Here is an 18,641-nt window from a genome sequence, read left to right on the forward strand (position 1 = left end):
CCCGTCCCCTCCCAGGGCGTCCTGCGGTCTGGCGACCCCGACAACCACACCGCAGGACCTCCCCCAAGACGTCCTGCGCCCCGGCGGCCCCGGCGGCCCCGACAACCACACCGCAGGACCTCCCCAAGACACCCTCTGGTCAACGCGGGGCGGAGCGTGCCTCTAGCCGCCCTCGGGCTGCAGCGTGCCGCCGATACCGTCCTCGAGGTACAGCGTGTCGCGGGCACCCGTCCCCGCCTGTGCCTCGGCCGCGGCCGCATCGAGGCTGCGCAGGAAGCGCATCACGTAGGGCGCCACGTGTGCCTCCGCGTCGTCGAGGGTGCACCAGTGGAGGGCCTGGATCTCGCGACGCTCCAAAGTGACGGTCTCCTGCAGTCGCGCCGGCGTGACGCCGACCAGTTCGAGGTCGAACACGAAGAGCACGGCGTCGGACCAGGCGCGGTAGGGCGGCAGCCAGTTGACCGCGGCGAGCCGGGTCGGGCGGACGTCGACCCGCAGTTCCTCGGCGATCTCACGGACGAGCGCGAGTGCGGGTGACTCGAGGGGGTCCACCACTCCGCCCGGCAGGTCCCACTCCCGCTTGTAGGTCAGCTCGCACAGCAGGACCCGGCCCTGCCCGTCGCGCAGGATTCCTTGCGCGATCACGCGTTTGGTCGGCAGCGCGGCGTTGAGGATGCCGAGAAACCCGTCCCGGCTCTGCGGCTCCGGATCGGTCGCGAGGCGCCCGAGCAGGACGTAGTCGTGCCGCTCGCCCCGTGTCGCGGCCGCACCGCGAAGGACCCCCTCGCGGCGCAGCCCGGCTCGTCCTGCGGTGCGCAGGGACGGCAGGTTGTCGGGCTCTACCTCGGCGAAGACACGTGCCAGACCAAGGGATTCGAATGCGTAGCCGATGAGCAGGCGCACCGACCGTGACGCGACGCCGAATCCCCGGTGCCGCGGAAACACCGCCCACGAGAGCCGTCCGGTATTCCCCTCCAGCCGACGCACCTCGACGGCGCCGGCCACCTCGCCGCGGTGCTCGACCAGGAAGCTGACGATCCGTCGATCGTCGGCGTAGGAGGCGTGCCAGCGCTCGATCGCCTGGCGCTGCGTCTCGGCCGACGGCACGATCCCGTCGAACCCGAACCAGTAGGCGATCTCCTCGTCATGCTGCAACCGAGCGTGCTCGACGTCGTTGAACGTCCACGGCCGGATCGTCACGTCACCGTCGCGCAGTGTCGGCTGCGGCGGCGGCGAGGTGCCTGGTGCGGAGGGTTCGGCCACGTCCGCACTCTAGGCGAGCGAACGGCTCGCCACCCCGGGCGGTAGCGGCAACCGCGGGGCTGGCCCTCAGGGGCGCCTCAGCCACTGAAGTGGCCGGCTCGAGCTCAGCGGCCGTGCTCCATCCGGCGGACGAGCTCGGGGTGGTGGCGGGCGGCCACGTCGGGGTGGGCGCGCATGCGGCTCTTGAGGGCGTTGGCGCCATACGTGTCGTGGATCGGGTTGTCGGCGTCGACGGTGACCCCGCGAGACTCCCGGGCGAGCTCCTGGGGCAGGGTGAGGCGCGGGATCCGCGCAGACAGGGCGGGGTTGAAGAAGAACGGGATCGAGATGCGGTCGGTGTCCGGCTGCGGGGTGATGACGCGGTGCACGGTCGCCTTGAGGTAGCCGTCGGTGGCGACCTCGAGCAGCTCGCCGATGTTGACGATGAGGGCGCCGTCGACGGGGGGCGCGTCGATCCACTCACCGTCCCGCTCCACCTGGAGGCCGGCCTTGCCCGGCTCCACGAACAGCAGCGTCAGGACGCCGGAGTCCTTGTGCTCGCCGACGCCCTGATCGCTCTCGCCGGCAGGGCGGCCGGGGTAGCGAACCACCTTGGTCAGTGTGGAGGGACGATCGGCGAAGGCCGGGTCGAAGACGTGCCGGTCCTGCCCGAGCGACTCGGCCCACTCCCGCAGCAGCTGCAGGGCCACGCCACCGAGGGTCTCGTTCCACCGGGTGAGCACCTTCTCGAGCTCCGGCAGTGCCGGCGGCCACTGGTTCGGCCCCTCGAGGATGTCCCAGTCGGCCTCCCCGGGCTCCCGGGCCGGGCGCTCGGGGCCGACGTCGACCTGCTCACGCCAGTCCTGACGCCCCTTGGTCCGCTCGCCTCCGAGACGGGTGTAGCCGCGGAAGTGGGGGCTGCGCACGTTCTCGATGGCGAGCTTGTCGGCTTCCGGCAGGGCAAAGAACCTCCGTGCCACGTCGAGCAGCTCGTGGCGCAGCGCAGGGTCGATGCCGTGGCCCACCAGGTAGAAGAAGCCGTAGTCGTGGGTCGCCCGCCGCAGGTCCTCGCGGAACTGCGGGGCGGTTGCCCGGTCGGCGGCCAGACTCAGGTCGAGCACCGGCAGGGAGGACATGAGGGATATAGGCGACCCGGCTGCGCGCGCCCCCGAGTCCGTCGGGTGAACTGTGACGTGCATAAGCCGACGTTAGAAGATCGGAAACTCCCGCGCATACGAGGTCACATCATGAGACCGTCCCGGCGAAGGAGGCGGTTGCCAGAAGCGGACGTCCTGCAGACGGGTCGCTCAGGCAACCAGAACGCAGGACGTCCCGGCTTGGGGGGCGACCGGGGCGGGTCAGATGTGGCGGCGGGAGGTGATCACCCGGAACCGGTTGGCGACGAAGGCGGCGTCGGTGTAGGCCGCGTTGGCCGCCGGGTTGGCGCCGGTGCCGTGGTAGTCGCTGAACGCCGCGGTCTGGTTGACGAAGACGCCGGCGGTGAGGTTCTCCGACAGCGCGACCCCGGCATCGGCGGCCGCCTCACGCGCATCCTCCAGGACCGGCTCCGAGGTGGAGTAGACCGACGCCGTCATGGCTCCGTGCTCGCGGATGGTGTCCCGCATCCGCTCGAGCGACTGCCCGGTCGAGTCGGTCGAGATGAGGAACGAGACCGGCCCGAAGCACTCCTGCGTGTATGCCGTGTCGTTGGCCACGTCGACCGACACCAGTCCGGGGGTTCGCACCACGGCATCCGGGTAGGTCGGGTGGCTGACGGCGCGGGTGTCGAGCACCACCTCGCCACCGAGCCGCTGGGCCAGCCCGGGCAGGTCCGTGGCGCGCGCCCGCACGTCGTCGTTGACCGTGGCGCCCAGCACCTCGACGGCCTTGGCGTCGTCGGCGTTGAACGCGGTCAGGGCCTCCCCGAGGTGGTGGCCGAACTCCTCGAACGTCAGGTGGCCCTCGTCGGTGTCGACGCCGTCCCGCGGGAGGTAGACGTTCTGCGGCGCCGTGCACATCTGCCCCGAGTAGAGGGACAGCGAGAAGGCGAGGTTGCCGAGGAGGCCCCGCAGGTTGTCGGTCGAGTCGACCACGATCGTGTTGACCCCCGCCTTCTCGGTGTAGACGAGCTTGCCGAGCGCGGCGCCCTCCCGCTCGAGCCACCCGCCGAACCCGGGCCCACCGGTGTAGTCGACGATCGCGACCTCGGGCCGCTCCACCAGGTCCTTGGCGAGGCCCTCGCCGTCGTCCTCAGCGGCCAGCTGCACCAGCGCACGGTCGAATCCGGCCTCGGCCAGCACGTCGCGGGCGACCGCCACGGTGATCGCGAGCGGCAGCACCGCCCGCGGGTGCGGTTTGACGACCACCGGGTTGCCGGTCGCGAGCGAGGCGAAGATGCCGGGGTAGGCGTTCCACGTCGGGAACGTGTTGCAGCCGATGACCAGCGCCACCCCGCGCGGCACGATCCGGTAGTCCTTCTGCATCCGCAGCGGGCCCTTCTTGCCCGGCTTCTCCCACACGACCGACTCCGGCACCCGCTCCTGCTCGACGAGCGCCGCGACCACCGCCTCCAGGGCGCGGTCCTGCGCGTTGGGACCGGCGGCCTGGAAGCTCATCACGAACGGCTGCCCGGAGGTGTGCATCACGGCGTTGGCGATCTCGAACGACCGCTGGTTGATCGAGTCGATGATCTCGACGCACACCGCCGCCCGCGTGAGCGCGCCGGCGTCACGCCATACCGGCATGGCTGCCTGGGCGGCGGCCATCGCGGCGGGCACGTCGAGGTGCGGGTAGCCGATCCGCAGCTCGGGCCCGTAGGGCGAGACCTCGCTGCCGACGGTGCGCCCGTCACCGGGCTGGTCCGCCAGCGCCGTGAAGCCCTCCGTGAGCCGCCCCTCGAAGGCGGTCTTGCCCTCGCTGGCCGCGGTCTCGCCGTAGACCCGCGGGGAGGGCGACTCGGGGTAGCGCGAGTAGTAGGTGCGCCCGGCGAGTGCGGCCTTCGCCTCCTCCAACGTCTCGCGGTGCTTCCCGATCAGGGGGTGAACGGTGGCGGTGGTCGTCACAGGAATCCTCACGCGTCATGGATTGGCAGGTGTCCGTCGTCCGAACTCGTCTTACCGAAACTCTACGCGTCTGCGAACATGTGTCACATGGCTCCCTCAGACGAACCAGAACTCGAGCACATCGCCGTCGTCGGCACCGGCGCGATGGGCACGGGAATCGCCCAGGTGGCGGCGCAGGGCGGCCACCCGGTCCACCTCGTCGACACGATGCCCGGCGCGGCCGAGGCGGCCCGCGACCGCCTGGCCACGACGCTGAACCGGCTGGCGAACAAGGGCAAGATCACCCTCGCCGAGGCGGACACCACGATCGCCAACCTCAACGTGGCCGACGACCTCGCCTCGCTGCCACCGTGCCTGCTGGTCATCGAGGCGATCCGGGAGGATCTCGGCGACAAGTGCCAGCTGTTCGGCGAGCTGGCCGACCACCAGCCGCGCACCACCATCCTCGCGAGCAACACCTCCAGCCTGGACATCACCGAGATCGCGAGCGCCATCCCCGATCCCGAGCGCGTCATCGGCCTGCACTTCTTCAACCCGCCCCCGCTGATGCGCCTCGTGGAGATCATCCGCGGCGACCAGCACGACGACGAGGCGAGCAGCGCGCCACTGCGCACCGCCGACGCCCTGATGCGCGAGTGGGGCAAGACACCGGTCCACTGCACCTCGACGCCCGGCTTCATCGTCAACCGGGTCGCGCGCCCCTTCTACGGCGAGGCGCAGCGGATGGTGGCCAACGGGGTCGCCGACGCGGCGACGATCGACCTCGCCCTGCGCGAGTACGCCGGCTTCCGCATGGGGCCGCTGGAGCTGACCGACCTGATCGGGCAGGACGTCAACCTCGCGGTCGGCACGTCCGTCTGGGAGCAGACCGGGCGCGACCCGCGCTATGCCCCCACCGACTTCCAGCGCGAGCTCGTCGCCGGGGGTCGCCTCGGTCGCAAGAGTGGGCGGGGCATCTTCACGTATGACGAGTCGGGCCGAGCGCTCGATGCGTCACCCGACGCGGCGCGCGCCCAGGAGCTCGTGGGTGGGCCGGTGGACACCGACCCCGTGGCCCGGACCCTGGCCATGCTCGTGAACGAGGCCGTCGACCTCGTGGCCCGGGGCGAAGCCACTGCCGACGACGTCGATACCGCGATGAAGCTCGGGACCAACTACCCCAAGGGGCCGCTCGAGTGGGGGCGGGAGATCGGCTACGACGTGGTGGCGGCGCAGCTGGCCGAGCTGGACCGGGTCTTCCCCGGCGGCCGCTACCGCGCCAGCGCGGCGCTGACGGAGGCGACGACAGCGTGAGAGTCGCTGCCAAGCAGGGATCCGAGGGTCGAGGAACGCACCCGGACGGCGTGGACGGCACGGACGCCACGGACGCCACGGACGCCACGGACGGAAGCCTGGCGTGACCTCGACCGCGGACCTCGCGCACGTCCACGCGATGTGGCAGGACGACCTCGCCTCGAGGTCGTTGGGCATGGAGGCCCTGGAGGTCGACCACGACGGGTCGCTCGGCCGCTCGAGGGTGCGGATGCCGGTGACCGAGACCATGGTCAACGGGCACCGGATCATGCACGGCGGGCTGATCTTCACCCTGTGCGACTCGGCGTTCGCGCTGGCCTGCAACGCGGGCGGCCGTCTGACCGTGGCCTCCGGCTGCGACATCACTTTCGTCACCTCGGCGCGGCTCGGCGACGTCCTCGTGGCCGACGCCCGCGAGCGGACGACATACGGGCGCAGTGGCATCACCGACGTCACGGTGACCCGAGAAGCCGATGGCGCGGTGATCGCGGAGTTCCGCGGCCGGTCGCGCAACCTGTCGCCCCGGACGTGACGCCATCGCCCCGACCGCACAGCAAGGAGTCCCCGGCATGAGCAACCTGCCCGTCATCGAGCCCCGGCCAGACCTCTACGACGAAGCCGAGCGCTGGTCGCTCGATGAGATGCGGGCGCACCAGCTCGAGCGGCTCCAGTGGTCGGTGCGGCAGGCCTACGAGCACGTGCCGCACTACCGGGCTGCGTTCGAAGAGAAGGGGATCCATCCGGACGACGTCAAGGCACTCGAGGACGTGCGGATCCTTCCGTTCACGACCAAGGCCGATCTGCGGGCCAACTACCCGTTCGGGATGTTCGCCGTCCCGCGGGAGCAGGTCAACCGGGTGCACGCCTCCAGCGGCACGACGGGCAAACCCACCGTGGTCGGCTACACCGCGGAGGACATCCGCACCTGGTCCTCGGTGATGGCGCGGTCGCTGCGCGCATCGGGAGTCGTGCCCGGCGACGGGGTGCACGTGTCCTACGGCTACGGCCTGTTCACCGGTGGGCTGGGCGCCCACTACGGCGCGGAAGCCCTGGGGTGCATGGTGATCCCGATGTCGGGCGGCCAGACGGAGAAGCAGATCCAGCTGATCACCGACTTCCGGCCGCGCGCGATCATGGTCACCCCTTCCTACTTCCTGTCGTTGCTCGACGAGATGGAGCGGGTGGGCCTCGACCCTCGCGAGTCGTCGCTCGAGATCGGCGTGTTCGGCGCCGAGCCGTGGACGCAGGCGATGCGCGAGGAGATCGAGCAGCGAGCGGGCATGCACGCCACCGACATCTACGGCCTGTCCGAGGTGATGGGTCCGGGTGTCGCCCAGGAGTGCGTCGAGACCAAGGACGGGCTGCACGTCTGGGAGGACCACTTCTACCCCGAGATCGTCAACCCGCTGACCGACGAGCAGGTGGAGGAGGGGCAGGTCGGCGAGCTGGTCTTCACCTCGCTGACCAAGCAGGCGATGCCGGTGCTGCGCTACCGCACCCGTGACCTGACCAAGCTGATGCCCGGCACCGCGCGCCCTGCCTTCCGGCGGATGGAGAAGGTGACCGGGCGCACCGACGACCTGATGATCGTGCGCGGTGTCAACGTCTTCCCGACCCAGATCGAGGAGATCGTGCTCGAGGAAGAGGGGCTCACGCCCTACTTCCAGTGCGTGCTGACGCGCCCGGGCCGGATGGACGAGCTCACCGTCAACGTCGAGGCGGAGCCGAGCGTCGCGCCGGAGACCCGGGCCGAGATCGCGCGGCGGCTCCAGCACGACATCAAGTCCCGGATCGGCACGACCGCGAAGGTGAACGTGGTCGAGCCCGGCGGGGTCGAGCGGTCAGTCGGCAAGGCGCGCCGCATCGTCGACCAGCGCGGCTGACCCCCCGTCCCGACTTCGGGGGGTCACATCTGGTCGGGGGCCTGGACGCCGAGCAGGTCGAGACCCTGCACCAGCACCCGGAGCGTGGCCGCCGAGAGCGCCAGGCGCGAGGCACGCACCACCGGGTCCTCCGCCCCCAGCACCGGGCAGTGCTCGTAGAACGCCATGAACGACTGCGCCAGCTCGAACAGGTAGGTGCACAGCCGGTGCGGCTCCAGCGCGTCGCCGACCTGCGCCACCACCCGCCCGAAGCCCAACAGCCGCAGCGCCAGTGTGTGCTCGGCCTCGTGCCGTATGACGACCGGTCCCGTCGCCGACGCCGGCTCGGCCCCCGCCTTACGGAAGATGGAGCGGACTCGCGCCGCGGCATACTGCAGATAGGGCCCCGTGTTGCCCTGCAGGGCCAGCATCCGGTCGAAGTCGAAGACGTACTCGCTGTCGTGGGCGACGGACAGGTCGGCATACTTCACCGCGCCGATCCCCACCTGGTGGGCGATCTGGGCGCGGGTGTCGCCGTCGAGGTCGGAGCGCGCCTGGTCCACCACCGCCGTGGCCCGCTCCACGGCCTCGTCCAGCAGCGCACGCAGCCGGATCGGCGCGCCACTGCGGGTCTTGAGGATCTTGCCGTCGCTGCCGAGGACGTTGCCGATCTGCACGTGCACGGGCTCGACGGTGTCGGGCAGCCACCCGGCCTTGCGTGCCGTGGCGTAGACCATCTGCAGGTGCAGGTGCTGCGGCGCACCGATGACATAGAGGATCCGGTCTGCGTGCAGCTCCCTCACCCGATGCCGGATCGTGGCGAGATCGGTGGTGCCGTAACCGTATCCGCCGTCGCTCTTGCGGATGATCAGCGGCACCGGCTTGCCCTCGCGGCCGGTGTAACCCTCGAGGAAGACGCAGAGCGCCCCCTCGTCGACCACGGCGATTCCCCTGCGCTCGAGGTCATCGCAGATCCCGGCCAGCTCGTCGTTGTAGGTCGACTCCCCCGCGAGGTCGTCGTCGGTGAGGGTCACGTCGAGCTGCTCGTAGATCGAGTTGAAGTAGGCCGTCGAGAGGGCGATCAGCTCGCGCCAGAGCCGCCGGGTGTCGGGATCGCCGGCCTGCAACGCGACGACCCGGGCCCGCGACCGCGTCGCGAAGTCCGCCGAGCCGTCGAACTTGGCGCGAGCGGCTTGGTAGAACGCGTTGGGGTCCGAGCGCAGCAACCCGGCCTCCTTCGAGCCCTCCCCCACCTCGAGCAGGTGCTCGATGAGCATGCCGAACGGGGTGCCCCAGTCGCCGATGTGGTTCTGCCGGATGACGTCGTGCCCCAGGTGCTCGAGGGTCCGGGCCAGCGCGTCGCCGACGACCGTCGTGCGCAGGTGCCCGACGTGCATCTCCTTGGCCACGTTGGGCGCCGAGTAGTCGATCGGGATGACCTGGCGCTCCTCGCGGGCCACGCCGAGCCGGTCGTCGGCGAGCAGCCCCTCGACCTGCCCACCCAGCCACTCGTCGCGCAGCGTCAGGTTGAGGAAGCCGGGCCCGCTGACTTCGACACTCGCGCACACGTCATCGAGCTGCAGCTGCGCGAGCAGGGCTGCCGCCACCTCGCGGGGAGGCCGGCCGAGCCGTTTGGCGAGGGCGAGCGCCGCGTTGACCTGGTAGTCGGCGAACTGCGACGGGCGGATCGCCGGATCCGCGTCGGCGAGCTCGGCGCCGAAGGCAGCGCCCAGCCCGGCCCGGACACGTTCGGCGAGGAGGTGCGAAGGGTCGGCCACCGCCTCACGGTATCGATCCGCTCACTGGTGCTGGGAGAGGGCGTCAGATCTGACGCCCTCTCCCAGCAACAAGCGGGTATGGCGGGTGGTCAGCGGCCCGCGTCGTGGCGCCACCGCCCGGTGGAACCCCAGAAGGTCGGGTCCCACCGCACCGAGCCGATGCGGGTGTCCTCGCCGTGGCCGGGGTGCACGACCGTGTCGGTGGGCAGCGTGAACAGGCTCTTGCGGATCGAGGACTGCAGCGAGTCGTAGTCGGAGTCGGCGTGGTCGACGCCGCCGGGCCGGCCGGGTCCGAGGGTGTCGCCGGTGAAGACGACGCCGAGGTCGGGGGCATACCAGCACACGCCGCCGGGTGTGTGCCCCGGCGTGTGCAGTGCGCGCAGGCGAACCCCACCCATCACCAGGGACATGCCGTCGACGACGTTGACGTCGGGCCGCCGGGAGGGATACTGCACGACCCAGAGCGGGAAGTCGTCCTGGTGCAGGAAGATCAACCCGCCGGTGGCCTCGGCCAGCCCGACGGCGGCGCTGATGTGGGCGTCGTGGGCGTGGGTGACCAGGATCGCCTTGACCGGCGTGGCACCGGCCAGCTCCAGCAGCGCCGAGACGTCACCCGTGGGGTCGATGACGGCGCACTCCCGTTCGTCACCACAGCACCAGACGTTGGTGTCGTGGGCACAGGTGTCACCGTCGACCCCGATCCGCCCGGGGACGACGAGCCGTTCGACCCGCGAGGTCACGCGCCCGGTCCAGCACACGTCATACAGTCACCCTATGCGCGTTCTCGTCTCAGGAGGGGCCGGATACATCGGCTCCCACACCGTCATCCAGCTCATCGCTGCCGGGCACGACGTCCTCATCGTGGACAACTTCGCCAACGCCAAGCCGACCGTGGTGAACCGGCTCGAGGCGATCACCGGCCGGCACCTGCCGGTCCAGGCCTTCGACCTGCGCGACGTCGACAAGACCGAGCACCTCTTCGCCCACGAGCAGCTCGACGCGGTGATCCACTTCGCCGGCTTCAAGGCGGTGGGAGAGAGCGTCGAGAAGCCGCTGGAGTACTACGAGAACAACCTCGGCACGACCTTCTCCCTCGTCCGGGCGATGCGCCGCCACGGGGTGGCCAAGCTGGTCTTCAGCTCGTCGGCCACCGTCTACGGCACCGACCAGGAGTCGGCGACCGAGGACCGGCCGACGTCGGCGACCAACCCCTACGGCTGGACCAAGGTGATGCAGGAGCAGATCCTGCGCGACGTCGCCGTCGCCGACCCCACGATGCGGATCGCGCTGCTGCGCTACTTCAACCCCGTCGGCGCGCACGAGTCGGGCACCATCGGCGAGGACCCGACCGGCATCCCGAACAACCTGATGCCCTTCATCGCCCAGGTGGCGGTCGGGCGGCGCGAGAAGCTGCGGGTGTTCGGCGACGACTACGACACCCCCGACGGCACCGGCGTGCGCGACTACATCCACGTCGAGGACCTCGCCGCGGGGCACGTCGCCGCGCTCGCGAGGCTGGCGCGGACCGACGACCCGATCAGCACCTGGAACCTCGGCACCGGTACCGGCACCTCGGTGCTCGAGCTGCTGCACGCCTTCGAGCGGGCGGTCGGGCGGGAGCTTCCCTATGAGGTGGTCGAGCGGCGCGCCGGCGACATCGCCACGTCGTATGCCGATCCGTCCCGGGCGCAGGCCGAGCTCGGCTGGGTTGCCAAGAAGTCCATCGACGACATGTGCGCCGACCAGTGGCGCTGGCAGTCGCAGAACCCCGAGGGATACCCCGACGCCTGACGCCACCGTGGCGCGAGCGCCTCAGGCCTGGGCGAGCTCGCGGTCGCCTGCCGAGCTGCCCTCGACACCGGATTCCTCGCCGGTCTCCCGTCGCCGCCGGGAGCGGATGACGAGCCGCCAGACGAGGATGATCACGCACGAGTAGAAGGCACCGACCAGCAGGTCGATGACGTAGTGCTCGCCGCAGTAGACCAGCACCGTCCCCATCGCGAGGGGATACAGCGCGAGCAGGACCCGGCGCCACCACGGGGCACCGATCATGAAGAACAGCGCCACCATCGTCGCGAAGCCCATGTGCAGCGACGGCATCGCCGCGACAGGGTTGAACAGGGCCTGGCCGTCGTGCAGCATCCGCTCCGCGACGCCCAGCCCGAGCCGGTTCCACCCGATCCCGGTGATCCGGTGCACCGGCTCCGAGATGACCCCGTCCTGGTAGGCCATCCACGGCGGCGCCATCGGGTAGACCATGTAGGTCGCGATGCCGACCACCGCGAGGGGCACGATCACCGCGACCCACTGGCGGAAGCGACGACGGTTGGTGATCCACAGGATCATCGCGATCAGCGGGGTCGCGATGAAGTGGGTGATGTAGACGAGGATGGCGGCCGCGTCATACCAGTGCGACTGGCCGGCGACATAGAAGTGCTGCTGCATCCAGGCGTTCGGCAGCACCCCGCCGAACAGCCAGGTGTCGAAGGTGACCGGCGCCTGGATGTGCAGCGGGAAACCGACCGCGTTGTGCGACCCCTCGACCATGACTCCCCCGGCGTAGTGGCCGAGCGCACCGTAGGAGTAGTCGTAGGCGAACATCACCAGCGTGAAGGGCATCCAGTCGAGGATCATCCACAGCCAGGCCCGCCACCCCTTGCCGAGCACGGCGATGGTGAGCCCGATGAAGATCCACAACGTGATGGCGCCGCGGTCGAGCGGAATGCCCTCGGTGCTGACGAAGTAGACGATCGCCGCGACGTAGAGCACCGCGAGAACCCATCTCGTGACACGCCAGACCGGGCGGCGGTCCCCCGTCGCCGGCTCCGACCTGCGGTCCTCCCGGGCTGCCTGCAGCACCCCTGAACGATAGGTCACCTCGCCGGGCGCCGCGCCACGGACACGGAGATCGCGCCGGGGAGGGACGACAGGGGTATGCCGCGTCGCCGCCTACCTACGGGTAACCGGATCCGCCGTGCCGAGACGCGGAGGATAAGGCAACCTTGGAGAGTGAGCTCGTTCCTGGACGACCTGGCGCGCCAGGCCCTCGACCGCGAATCCCGTGGCATGACGCGTCGTCTCGTGGTCCAGACCCACGACCAGCAGCTGGACCTCGCCGGCAACGACTACCTCGGTCTGCGTCAGCACCCGCACGTCCAGTCCGGCGCGATCGCGGCGGTCGAGGACTTCGGGACCGGCTCGGGTGCGCCGCGGTTGATCACCGGGACGCTGCCGATCCACGCCGAGCTCGAAGAGGCCCTCGCGGACCACCTCGACGTGGAACAGGCCCTCGTCTTCTCGACCGGCTACCTGGCCAACCTCGGCGCGATCTGCGCGCTCGCGGAAGCCGACACCACGATCATCTCGGACGCGCACAACCACGCCTCGCTGATCGACGGGGCCAGGCTGGCGCGCGCCGAGGTGGCGGTCTTCCCGCACGGCGACCTCGACGCGGTCGAACGGCTGCTGCGGCAGCGCACCACTCCCCGCGCGATGGTGGTGGTCGAGTCGGTCTCCAGCATCCTGGGTGACGCGGCACCGCTGACCGAGCTGGTCGAGCTCACCGACCACCATGACGCGACCCTGCTCGTCGACGAGGCCCACGCCGTGGGCGTCCGCGGACCGCGCGGCGGGGGCCTGCTACGGCAGCTGGGGCTGGCTGGCCTCGACCACGTCGTGGTGACCGCGAGCCTGTCGAAGGCGCTGGCGGCGCAGGGCGGGGTCGTCCTCGGGCACCGGATGTTGTGCGAGCACCTGGTCAACACCGCGCGGCCGTTCCTGTTCGACACGGGGCTGGCCCCCGCGAGCGCCGGCGCGGCGCTCGCCGCCCTCGACGTCATCGAGGACGAGCCGCAGCTGGGGGAGCGGGCCATGGCCCACACCGCCCGCCTGGCCGAGGCCTGTGGTCTCGAGACACCGGCCGGGCCGTTGATGTCGGTCCTGTTGCCCGGCTCCCGCGAGGCCCTGGTGGCCGCCGATATCTGTGCCGCGCACGGCGTGCGCGTCGGCTGCCTGCGACCGCCGTCCACCCCGGACGGCACCTCGCGGCTGCGGATCACCGCGCACGCCAACCACACCGAGATCGATGTCGCGCACGCCGCCAAGGTGCTCTCGGAGATCACCCAGCCCCGGTGACCCGGTTGCGCTGGAGTTCAATGAGCGCATGACGACCCACTCGCCATACCGGATCTCCTTCGTCTGCACCGGAAACATCTGCCGGTCGCCGATGGGCGCCGTGATCCTGCGCCGGCTGCTGGAGGACGAGGGGCTGCAGGGTCAGGTCGAGGTGGACTCGGCCGGCACCGGCGACTGGCACGTGGGCAACGAGGCCGACGAGCGGACCCTGCGGGCCCTGACCCAGCACGGCTACGACGGGGCCACCCACCGGGCGCAGCAGCTGGACCAGGCCTGGGTCGCCGACCACGACCTCGTCCTCGCCGCGGACCGCTCCCACCTGGAGCAGCTGAGGGACAGCGCGCCCGACCTGGCGGAGCGGGTGCGGCTGCTGCGGGAGTTCGACCCGGAGGCGGTCGCCGCGGGCCAGCTCGAGGTCGACGACCCCTACTTCGGCGACGCGGCCGGCTTCGACCGCTGCCTGGCGGAGGTCGAGCGGGCCTGCCGCGGTCTCGTCGAGCACGTGCGGGAGCGGTTCGCCGCGGGGTGACCGGGCCAGGTCACCGGGAGCAGGCGTTCGGCTGCTGGCGGCCTCTGGGAGGATGAGGACCATGGCTCGTCTCGCTGACGCATCACCCCCGATCGCCCTGGGCGCCCTCGACGGCCGCTACCGCGCCGCGGTGGCGCCGCTGGTCGATCACCTCTCGGAGGCGGCGCTCAACCGCGAACGGGTGCGGGTCGAGGTCGAGTGGTTGATCCACCTGACCGACCACGCGGTCGTGCCCGGCGTGCCGGCGCTCACGCCGGACCAGCAGTCGAGGCTCCGTGCCGTGGTCGACGACTTCGGGCCCGACGAGATCGCCGAGCTGGCGCAGATCGAGCGGGAGACCGTCCACGACGTCAAGGCGGTCGAGTACTTCCTCAAGCGCCGACTGGCGAGCATCCTCGGCGAGGAGGCACACGGCATACCGGAGCTCGTGCACTTCGGCTGCACCAGCGAGGACATCAACAACCTGTCCTACGCGCTGATGGTGCGCGGCGCGGTCACCGCGGTCTGGCTCCCCCGTGCGACCGCACTGGCCGACACGGTCGGCGAGCTCGCCCGCGATCTGCGTGACGTGCCGCTGCTCGCGCACACGCACGGGCAGCCGGCGACACCGACGACCATGGGCAAAGAGCTGGCAGTCCTCGCGTTTCGACTCGACCGACAGCTGCGCCGGGTGCGGGGCGCGGACTACCTCGGCAAGCTGAACGGCGCGACCGGCACGTATGGCGCGCACGTCGCCGCGGTGCCGGACGCGGACTGGCCCGCGATCTCACGCGAGTTCGTCGAGGGCCTGGGCCTGACGTGGAACCCGCTCACCACCCAGATCGAGAGCCACGACTGGCAGGCCGAGCTGTATGCCGACGTGGCGCGGTTCGGTCGGGTGCTGCACAACCTGTGCACCGATGTCTGGACCTACATCTCGATGGGCTACTTCGCCCAGGTGCGGGGTCAGGGCACGGTCGGTTCGTCGACGATGCCGCACAAGGTCAACCCGATCCGCTTCGAGAACGCCGAGGCCAACCTCGAGGTGTCGGCAGCCCTCCTCGATGTGCTCGCGTCGACCCTGGTGCAGTCGCGGCTGCAGCGCGACCTCACCGACTCCTCGATGCAACGCAACATCGGCACGGCGTTCGGCCACTCGCTGCTCGCGATCGACAACGTCGCCCGCGGCCTGGCCGGGCTCGATGCGGTGCCGGAGGCGATGGCGGCCGACCTCGAGGCCAACTGGGAGGTGCTGGGCGAGCCGATCCAGTCCGCGATGCGCGCGCTCGGGGCCCAGGGGGTCGCCGGGATGGAGAACCCCTACGAGCGGCTCAAGGAGCTCACCCGTGGGCGACGGATCAACGGCGAGCTGCTGCGCGAGTTCGTGCGCGGGCTCGGGCTGCCGGCCGACGTGGAGAAACGCTTCCTGGAGCTGACGCCGCAGACGTATGTCGGGTTGGCACCTCGCCTGGTCGACTTCCTCGCGCCGCGTGGCGCCTCCGAGTGACCCGGGACACCGTGAGCCGCGCTGCTAACCTCCGCGACATGATCGTGCACGAGGCGACGTACAGCCCGAGCAACGTCGTCTCGGTCATCCACCGGACCCGGCTGCGGGCCATCCTCAAGGAGCTCAAGGCCCTGCCGCTGCCGCAGACCGGGCGCTACGCCGACTTCGGGTGCTCGAACGGCTACATCCTCGACCTGGTCCGCTCGAGCGTCCTCTCGCCGCAGTGGCGCTGCGTCGGCTACGACCGCAATCGCCGGCTGCTCGAGCTCGCCCGGGCGCGGGGGCTGGACAACACGCGGTTCGCAGCCCTCAACCTCAACAAGGGCCGGATCCCGCCGGTGCCACCCTTCACGCTCTGCACGAGCTTCGAGACGCTGGAGCACACCGGCAACTTCCGCGCCGCGATCACCACCATCGTCGAGTCCTGTGCTCCGGAGGGGTGGATCCTGGTCAGCATCCCCGTCGAGAAGCGGCTGCCCGGGTTGCTCAAGCTGCTGAGCCGGCCGCTGGTGCGCCGGCGCCCTTACGGCGACTTCTTCGAGGGGCGCAGCCGCTGGGAGTACGCCCGCGACGTCGCGCTGGGCCGCGACATCGAGCGCCACCGCGCGCCGGTCCAGGACGGGTGGGGCCCCCACCTCGGGTTTGACTGCGACCGGTTCGAGGAGTTCCTCCAGGCGGAGCTGATCGAGACCGGTCGCTGCACGCTGCTGCGGGCGGTCCGCACGTTCGGCGGCTTCAACCGGCTCTACCTGCTGCGTCGCCCCGCCGATCTCGCTGCTCGTTGAGGTCCGACTCCCCCTCACATTCGGCCGGAAATACCCCATAGGGGTATGCTGGTTGGCAGTGGTGGGACCACGCCGGACGCCCCCGGGCTCCGACGCACCGACCGACCCGCTCAGACCCACAGGAGGCAGCAGTGACCGGATACTCCGGCAGCAAGGACGACTACCTCAAGCGGTTGCGGCGGATCGAGGGCCAGGTCCGTGGCATCCACAAGATGGTCGAAGAGGACACCTACTGTATCGACGTGCTGACCCAGGTCAGCGCGGTCACCAAGGCGCTGCAGGCGGTCAGCCTCGGCCTGCTCGAGGACCACGTCGGTCACTGCGTCGTCGACGCGGCCCGCGAGTCCGACGAGTCCGCCCAGGTCAAGGTGCGAGAGGCCTCGGACGCCATCGCGCGCCTGGTCCGCAGCTGAGCCGGCCGCGGACACCCCACGCAACCGGACCACCCGACATACCGGAGGAATCATGAACAGCACGACCGTCACCGTCTCGGGGATGACCTGCGAGCACTGCGTGCGCGCGGTGACCGAGGAGCTCACGGCACTCGACGACGTCACCGACGTGACGATCGACCTGCACGCCGGCGGCGACTCACCGGTCACGATCACCAGCTCCGCGCCCCTCGACCCCAGCGCCGTGCGCGCGGCCGTCGAGGAAGCCGGATACACCGCCACCGCCTGAGGACTCCGATGGGCACCACCGCCAGCCAGACCGCCAACCACCCCGCCACCGAGCACGAGCTCGACCTGGCCATCACGGGCATGACGTGCGCGTCCTGCTCGGCCCGGATCGAGCGCAAGCTGAGCAAGCTCGCCGGGGTCGAGGCCAGCGTCAACCTCGCCACCGAGAAGGCACACGTGCGGTATGCCGACCCGTTGACCGCGGAGGACCTCGTCGCCGAGGTGGGCAAGACCGGCTACGGCGCGACGGTCATCGGTCCGCGGCCTGCGGACGGCGCGCGGCCGGCGGCCCAGGAAGGCCGTGCCGCCAGTCAGCAGGTTCGGCCACCGCGGACCTCCGATGCCGACCCCGACGGCCAGCTCCCGCAGCGCCCTGTCGCCGGCGACGAGAGCCTGCGCCGGCGCGCGCTCGTCTCCCTCGCGCTGGCGGTGCCCGTGGTGCTGGTCGCCATGGTCATGCCGCTCGGCCGCGCCCTCGGCCCTGCCGCTCCGTGGATCGAGCTGGTGCTCGCGACACCGATCGTGCTCTGGGCCGCCCTGCCCTTCCACCGCGCGGCCGCGATCAACGCGCGGCACCTGGCCTCCACGATGGACACGCTCGTCTCGCTGGGTGTCACCGCGGCCTACCTCTGGTCCTTGGTGGCCGTGCTCACCGGATTCACCGACCACCTCTACTTCGAGGTCGCGGCAGTCGTCACCACCTTCCTGCTCGGTGGCCGGTATGCCGAGTCGCGCGCCCGCGCGTCGGGTAAGTCCGCGCTGGAGTCCCTGCTCCAGCTGGGCGCCAAGGACGTCGCGGTGCGCAGGATCGACCCGCGCACCCGCGTCACCACCGAGCAGCGGATCCCCATCGACCAGCTGCAGGTCGGCGACCAGTTCTTCGTGCGGCCTGGCGAGAAGGTCGCCACCGACGGCGTTGTCCTGGACGGACAGAGCGCGCTCGACACCGCGCTGGTCACCGGCGAGTCCATGCCGGTCGACGTCGGTCCCGGCGATGAGGTCATCGGCGGCACCGTCAACTCCCACGGGCGGCTGATCGTCGAGGCGCGCCGCATCGGCGCCGACACCACGCTCGCGCAGGTCACCCGCCTCGTCGAGCAGGCCCAGCAGGGCAAGGCGCCCGTGCAACGGCTGGCCGACCGGGTGTCGGCGGTCTTCGTCCCCGTCGTCCTCGGCATCGCCGTCGTCACCTTCGTGCTGTGGCTCGTCACCGGTCACGACCTCAGTGCCGCGCTGTCGGCCGCCGTGGCGGTCCTGATCATCGCCTGCCCGTGTGCCCTCGGCCTGGCCACGCCGACCGCTCTGCTGGTCGGCACCGGCCGCGGCGCCCAGCTGGGCGTCCTGATCAAGGGTCCGCAGGTGCTCGAGAGCACCCGCCGTGTCGACACCGTCGTGCTGGACAAGACGGGCACGGTCACCAGCGGCGAGCCGGTGCTGGTCGACGTGGTGGCGGCCGGCAACCTCGATCCGGTCGCCGCACTTCGGGCGGCTGCCGCCGTCGAGTCCGGCAGCGAGCACCCGATCGCCCGGGCGGTCGTCGACGCGGCCACGGCTCGTGAGCTGTCGGTGCCCGCGATCAGCGACTTCACCAACCTCCCCGGCTCAGGCGCCCGCGCCACCGTGAAGGACACCCCGGTGACGGTGGGCAAGCTCGACCTCTTCGACCGCGTGCCGGGGGAGCTGCAGACCGCCTCGGGCCGTCGCGCGGGCACCACGGTCTACGTCGGCTGGGAGGGCAGCGCGCGTGCGGCCCTGACCGTCGCCGACCAGGTGCGGCCGACCTCCGCAGC

General features: G+C 70.9%; 17 protein-coding genes. 11 read left to right on the forward strand and 6 right to left on the reverse strand.

What is annotated here, in order from left to right; genetic code table 11:
* Positions 1-162: 162 nt before the first annotated feature.
* From FRW57_RS02090 to paaN, 3 genes are all read right to left on the reverse strand, one after another.
* Positions 163-1,263 (reverse strand): NUDIX hydrolase, encoded by a 1,101-nt coding sequence (locus FRW57_RS02090; protein WP_238999255.1) that lies wholly within the window; start codon positions 1,261-1,263, stop codon positions 163-165.
* Between the two features lie 104 nt (positions 1,264-1,367).
* Positions 1,368-2,378, reverse strand: a complete 1,011-nt coding sequence (locus FRW57_RS02095; RefSeq protein ID WP_137121927.1) for an isopenicillin N synthase family dioxygenase — start codon at positions 2,376-2,378, stop codon at positions 1,368-1,370.
* 222 nt (positions 2,379-2,600) lie between these two features.
* Positions 2,601-4,304 (reverse strand): phenylacetic acid degradation protein PaaN, encoded by a 1,704-nt coding sequence (paaN, locus tag FRW57_RS02100; protein WP_152185176.1) that lies wholly within the window; start codon positions 4,302-4,304, stop codon positions 2,601-2,603.
* An 87-nt stretch (positions 4,305-4,391) separates the two neighbouring features.
* Here paaN and FRW57_RS02105 point away from each other — a divergent pair, with 87 nt between their 5' ends.
* From FRW57_RS02105 to paaK, 3 genes are all read left to right on the forward strand, one after another.
* Entirely contained in the window at positions 4,392-5,597 is a 1,206-nt protein-coding gene (locus FRW57_RS02105) for a 3-hydroxyacyl-CoA dehydrogenase NAD-binding domain-containing protein (protein WP_238999256.1), read from the forward strand.
* A 103-nt stretch (positions 5,598-5,700) separates the two neighbouring features.
* Positions 5,701-6,129 (forward strand): hydroxyphenylacetyl-CoA thioesterase PaaI, encoded by a 429-nt coding sequence (paaI, locus tag FRW57_RS02110; protein ID WP_238384713.1) that lies wholly within the window; start codon positions 5,701-5,703, stop codon positions 6,127-6,129.
* Between the two features lie 37 nt (positions 6,130-6,166).
* A complete protein-coding gene (gene paaK, locus FRW57_RS02115) occupies positions 6,167-7,480 on the forward strand; it encodes a phenylacetate--CoA ligase PaaK (RefSeq protein ID WP_137121930.1) in 1,314 nt (437 codons plus the stop codon).
* 23 nt (positions 7,481-7,503) lie between these two features.
* Here the strand turns inward: paaK and argS are convergent, their stop codons facing one another.
* Entirely contained in the window at positions 7,504-9,237 is a 1,734-nt protein-coding gene (argS, locus tag FRW57_RS02120) for an arginine--tRNA ligase (RefSeq protein ID WP_137121931.1), read from the reverse strand.
* A gap of 89 nt (positions 9,238-9,326) precedes the next feature.
* Positions 9,327-9,977: an MBL fold metallo-hydrolase gene (locus tag FRW57_RS02125; RefSeq protein ID WP_152185178.1), complete on the reverse strand. Its 651-nt coding sequence runs from the start codon at positions 9,975-9,977 to the stop codon at positions 9,327-9,329.
* 34 nt (positions 9,978-10,011) lie between these two features.
* Here FRW57_RS02125 and galE point away from each other — a divergent pair, with 34 nt between their 5' ends.
* Complete coding sequence (gene galE / locus FRW57_RS02130) at positions 10,012-11,028, forward strand: UDP-glucose 4-epimerase GalE (protein ID WP_137121933.1); 1,017 nt, start codon at positions 10,012-10,014, stop codon at positions 11,026-11,028.
* A 21-nt stretch (positions 11,029-11,049) separates the two neighbouring features.
* Here galE and FRW57_RS02135 read toward each other — a convergent pair whose 3' ends face one another.
* Positions 11,050-12,096 (reverse strand): phosphatase PAP2 family protein, encoded by a 1,047-nt coding sequence (locus tag FRW57_RS02135; protein ID WP_152185179.1) that lies wholly within the window; start codon positions 12,094-12,096, stop codon positions 11,050-11,052.
* Between the two features lie 150 nt (positions 12,097-12,246).
* Here FRW57_RS02135 and FRW57_RS02140 point away from each other — a divergent pair, with 150 nt between their 5' ends.
* From FRW57_RS02140 to FRW57_RS02170, 7 genes are all read left to right on the forward strand, one after another.
* On the forward strand, positions 12,247-13,371 hold the full coding sequence (locus FRW57_RS02140) for an 8-amino-7-oxononanoate synthase (protein ID WP_202911558.1): 1,125 nt from the start codon (positions 12,247-12,249) through the stop codon (positions 13,369-13,371).
* A gap of 28 nt (positions 13,372-13,399) precedes the next feature.
* A complete protein-coding gene (locus FRW57_RS02145; RefSeq protein WP_137121936.1) occupies positions 13,400-13,900 on the forward strand; it encodes a low molecular weight protein-tyrosine-phosphatase in 501 nt (166 codons plus the stop codon).
* A gap of 61 nt (positions 13,901-13,961) precedes the next feature.
* On the forward strand, positions 13,962-15,386 hold the full coding sequence (purB, locus tag FRW57_RS02150) for an adenylosuccinate lyase (RefSeq protein WP_152185180.1): 1,425 nt from the start codon (positions 13,962-13,964) through the stop codon (positions 15,384-15,386).
* Between the two features lie 38 nt (positions 15,387-15,424).
* Entirely contained in the window at positions 15,425-16,171 is a 747-nt protein-coding gene (locus FRW57_RS02155; protein WP_152185181.1) for a class I SAM-dependent methyltransferase, read from the forward strand.
* A gap of 131 nt (positions 16,172-16,302) precedes the next feature.
* Positions 16,303-16,584 (forward strand): metal-sensitive transcriptional regulator, encoded by a 282-nt coding sequence (locus tag FRW57_RS02160; RefSeq protein ID WP_137121939.1) that lies wholly within the window; start codon positions 16,303-16,305, stop codon positions 16,582-16,584.
* Between the two features lie 52 nt (positions 16,585-16,636).
* Entirely contained in the window at positions 16,637-16,852 is a 216-nt protein-coding gene (locus tag FRW57_RS02165) for a heavy-metal-associated domain-containing protein (RefSeq protein WP_152185182.1), read from the forward strand.
* 8 nt (positions 16,853-16,860) lie between these two features.
* Positions 16,861-18,641: heavy metal translocating P-type ATPase (locus tag FRW57_RS02170; protein ID WP_152185183.1), on the forward strand; the 1,781-nt coding region annotated here is incomplete at its 3' end.

The organism is Segeticoccus rhizosphaerae, assembly GCF_009192725.1.
In the GTDB taxonomy this organism is placed as follows: domain Bacteria; phylum Actinomycetota; class Actinomycetes; order Actinomycetales; family Dermatophilaceae; genus Segeticoccus; species Segeticoccus rhizosphaerae.

What these genes read in the sequence shown, in the direction of transcription:
- FRW57_RS02145 (WP_137121936.1), top strand. Translation starts at nt 13,400, where the DNA reads ATGACGACCCACTCGCCATACCGGATCTCCTTCGTCTGCACCGGAAAC.
- purB (WP_152185180.1), top strand. Translation starts at nt 13,962, where the DNA reads ATGGCTCGTCTCGCTGACGCATCACCCCCGATCGCCCTGGGCGCCCTC.
- FRW57_RS02095 (WP_137121927.1), bottom strand. Translation starts at nt 2,378, where the DNA reads ATGTCCTCCCTGCCGGTGCTCGACCTGAGTCTGGCCGCCGACCGGGCA.
- FRW57_RS02165 (WP_152185182.1), top strand. Translation starts at nt 16,637, where the DNA reads ATGAACAGCACGACCGTCACCGTCTCGGGGATGACCTGCGAGCACTGC.
- FRW57_RS02155 (WP_152185181.1), top strand. Translation starts at nt 15,425, where the DNA reads ATGATCGTGCACGAGGCGACGTACAGCCCGAGCAACGTCGTCTCGGTC.
- paaK (WP_137121930.1), top strand. Translation starts at nt 6,167, where the DNA reads ATGAGCAACCTGCCCGTCATCGAGCCCCGGCCAGACCTCTACGACGAA.
- galE (WP_137121933.1), top strand. Translation starts at nt 10,012, where the DNA reads ATGCGCGTTCTCGTCTCAGGAGGGGCCGGATACATCGGCTCCCACACC.
- FRW57_RS02105 (WP_238999256.1), top strand. Translation starts at nt 4,392, where the DNA reads ATGGCTCCCTCAGACGAACCAGAACTCGAGCACATCGCCGTCGTCGGC.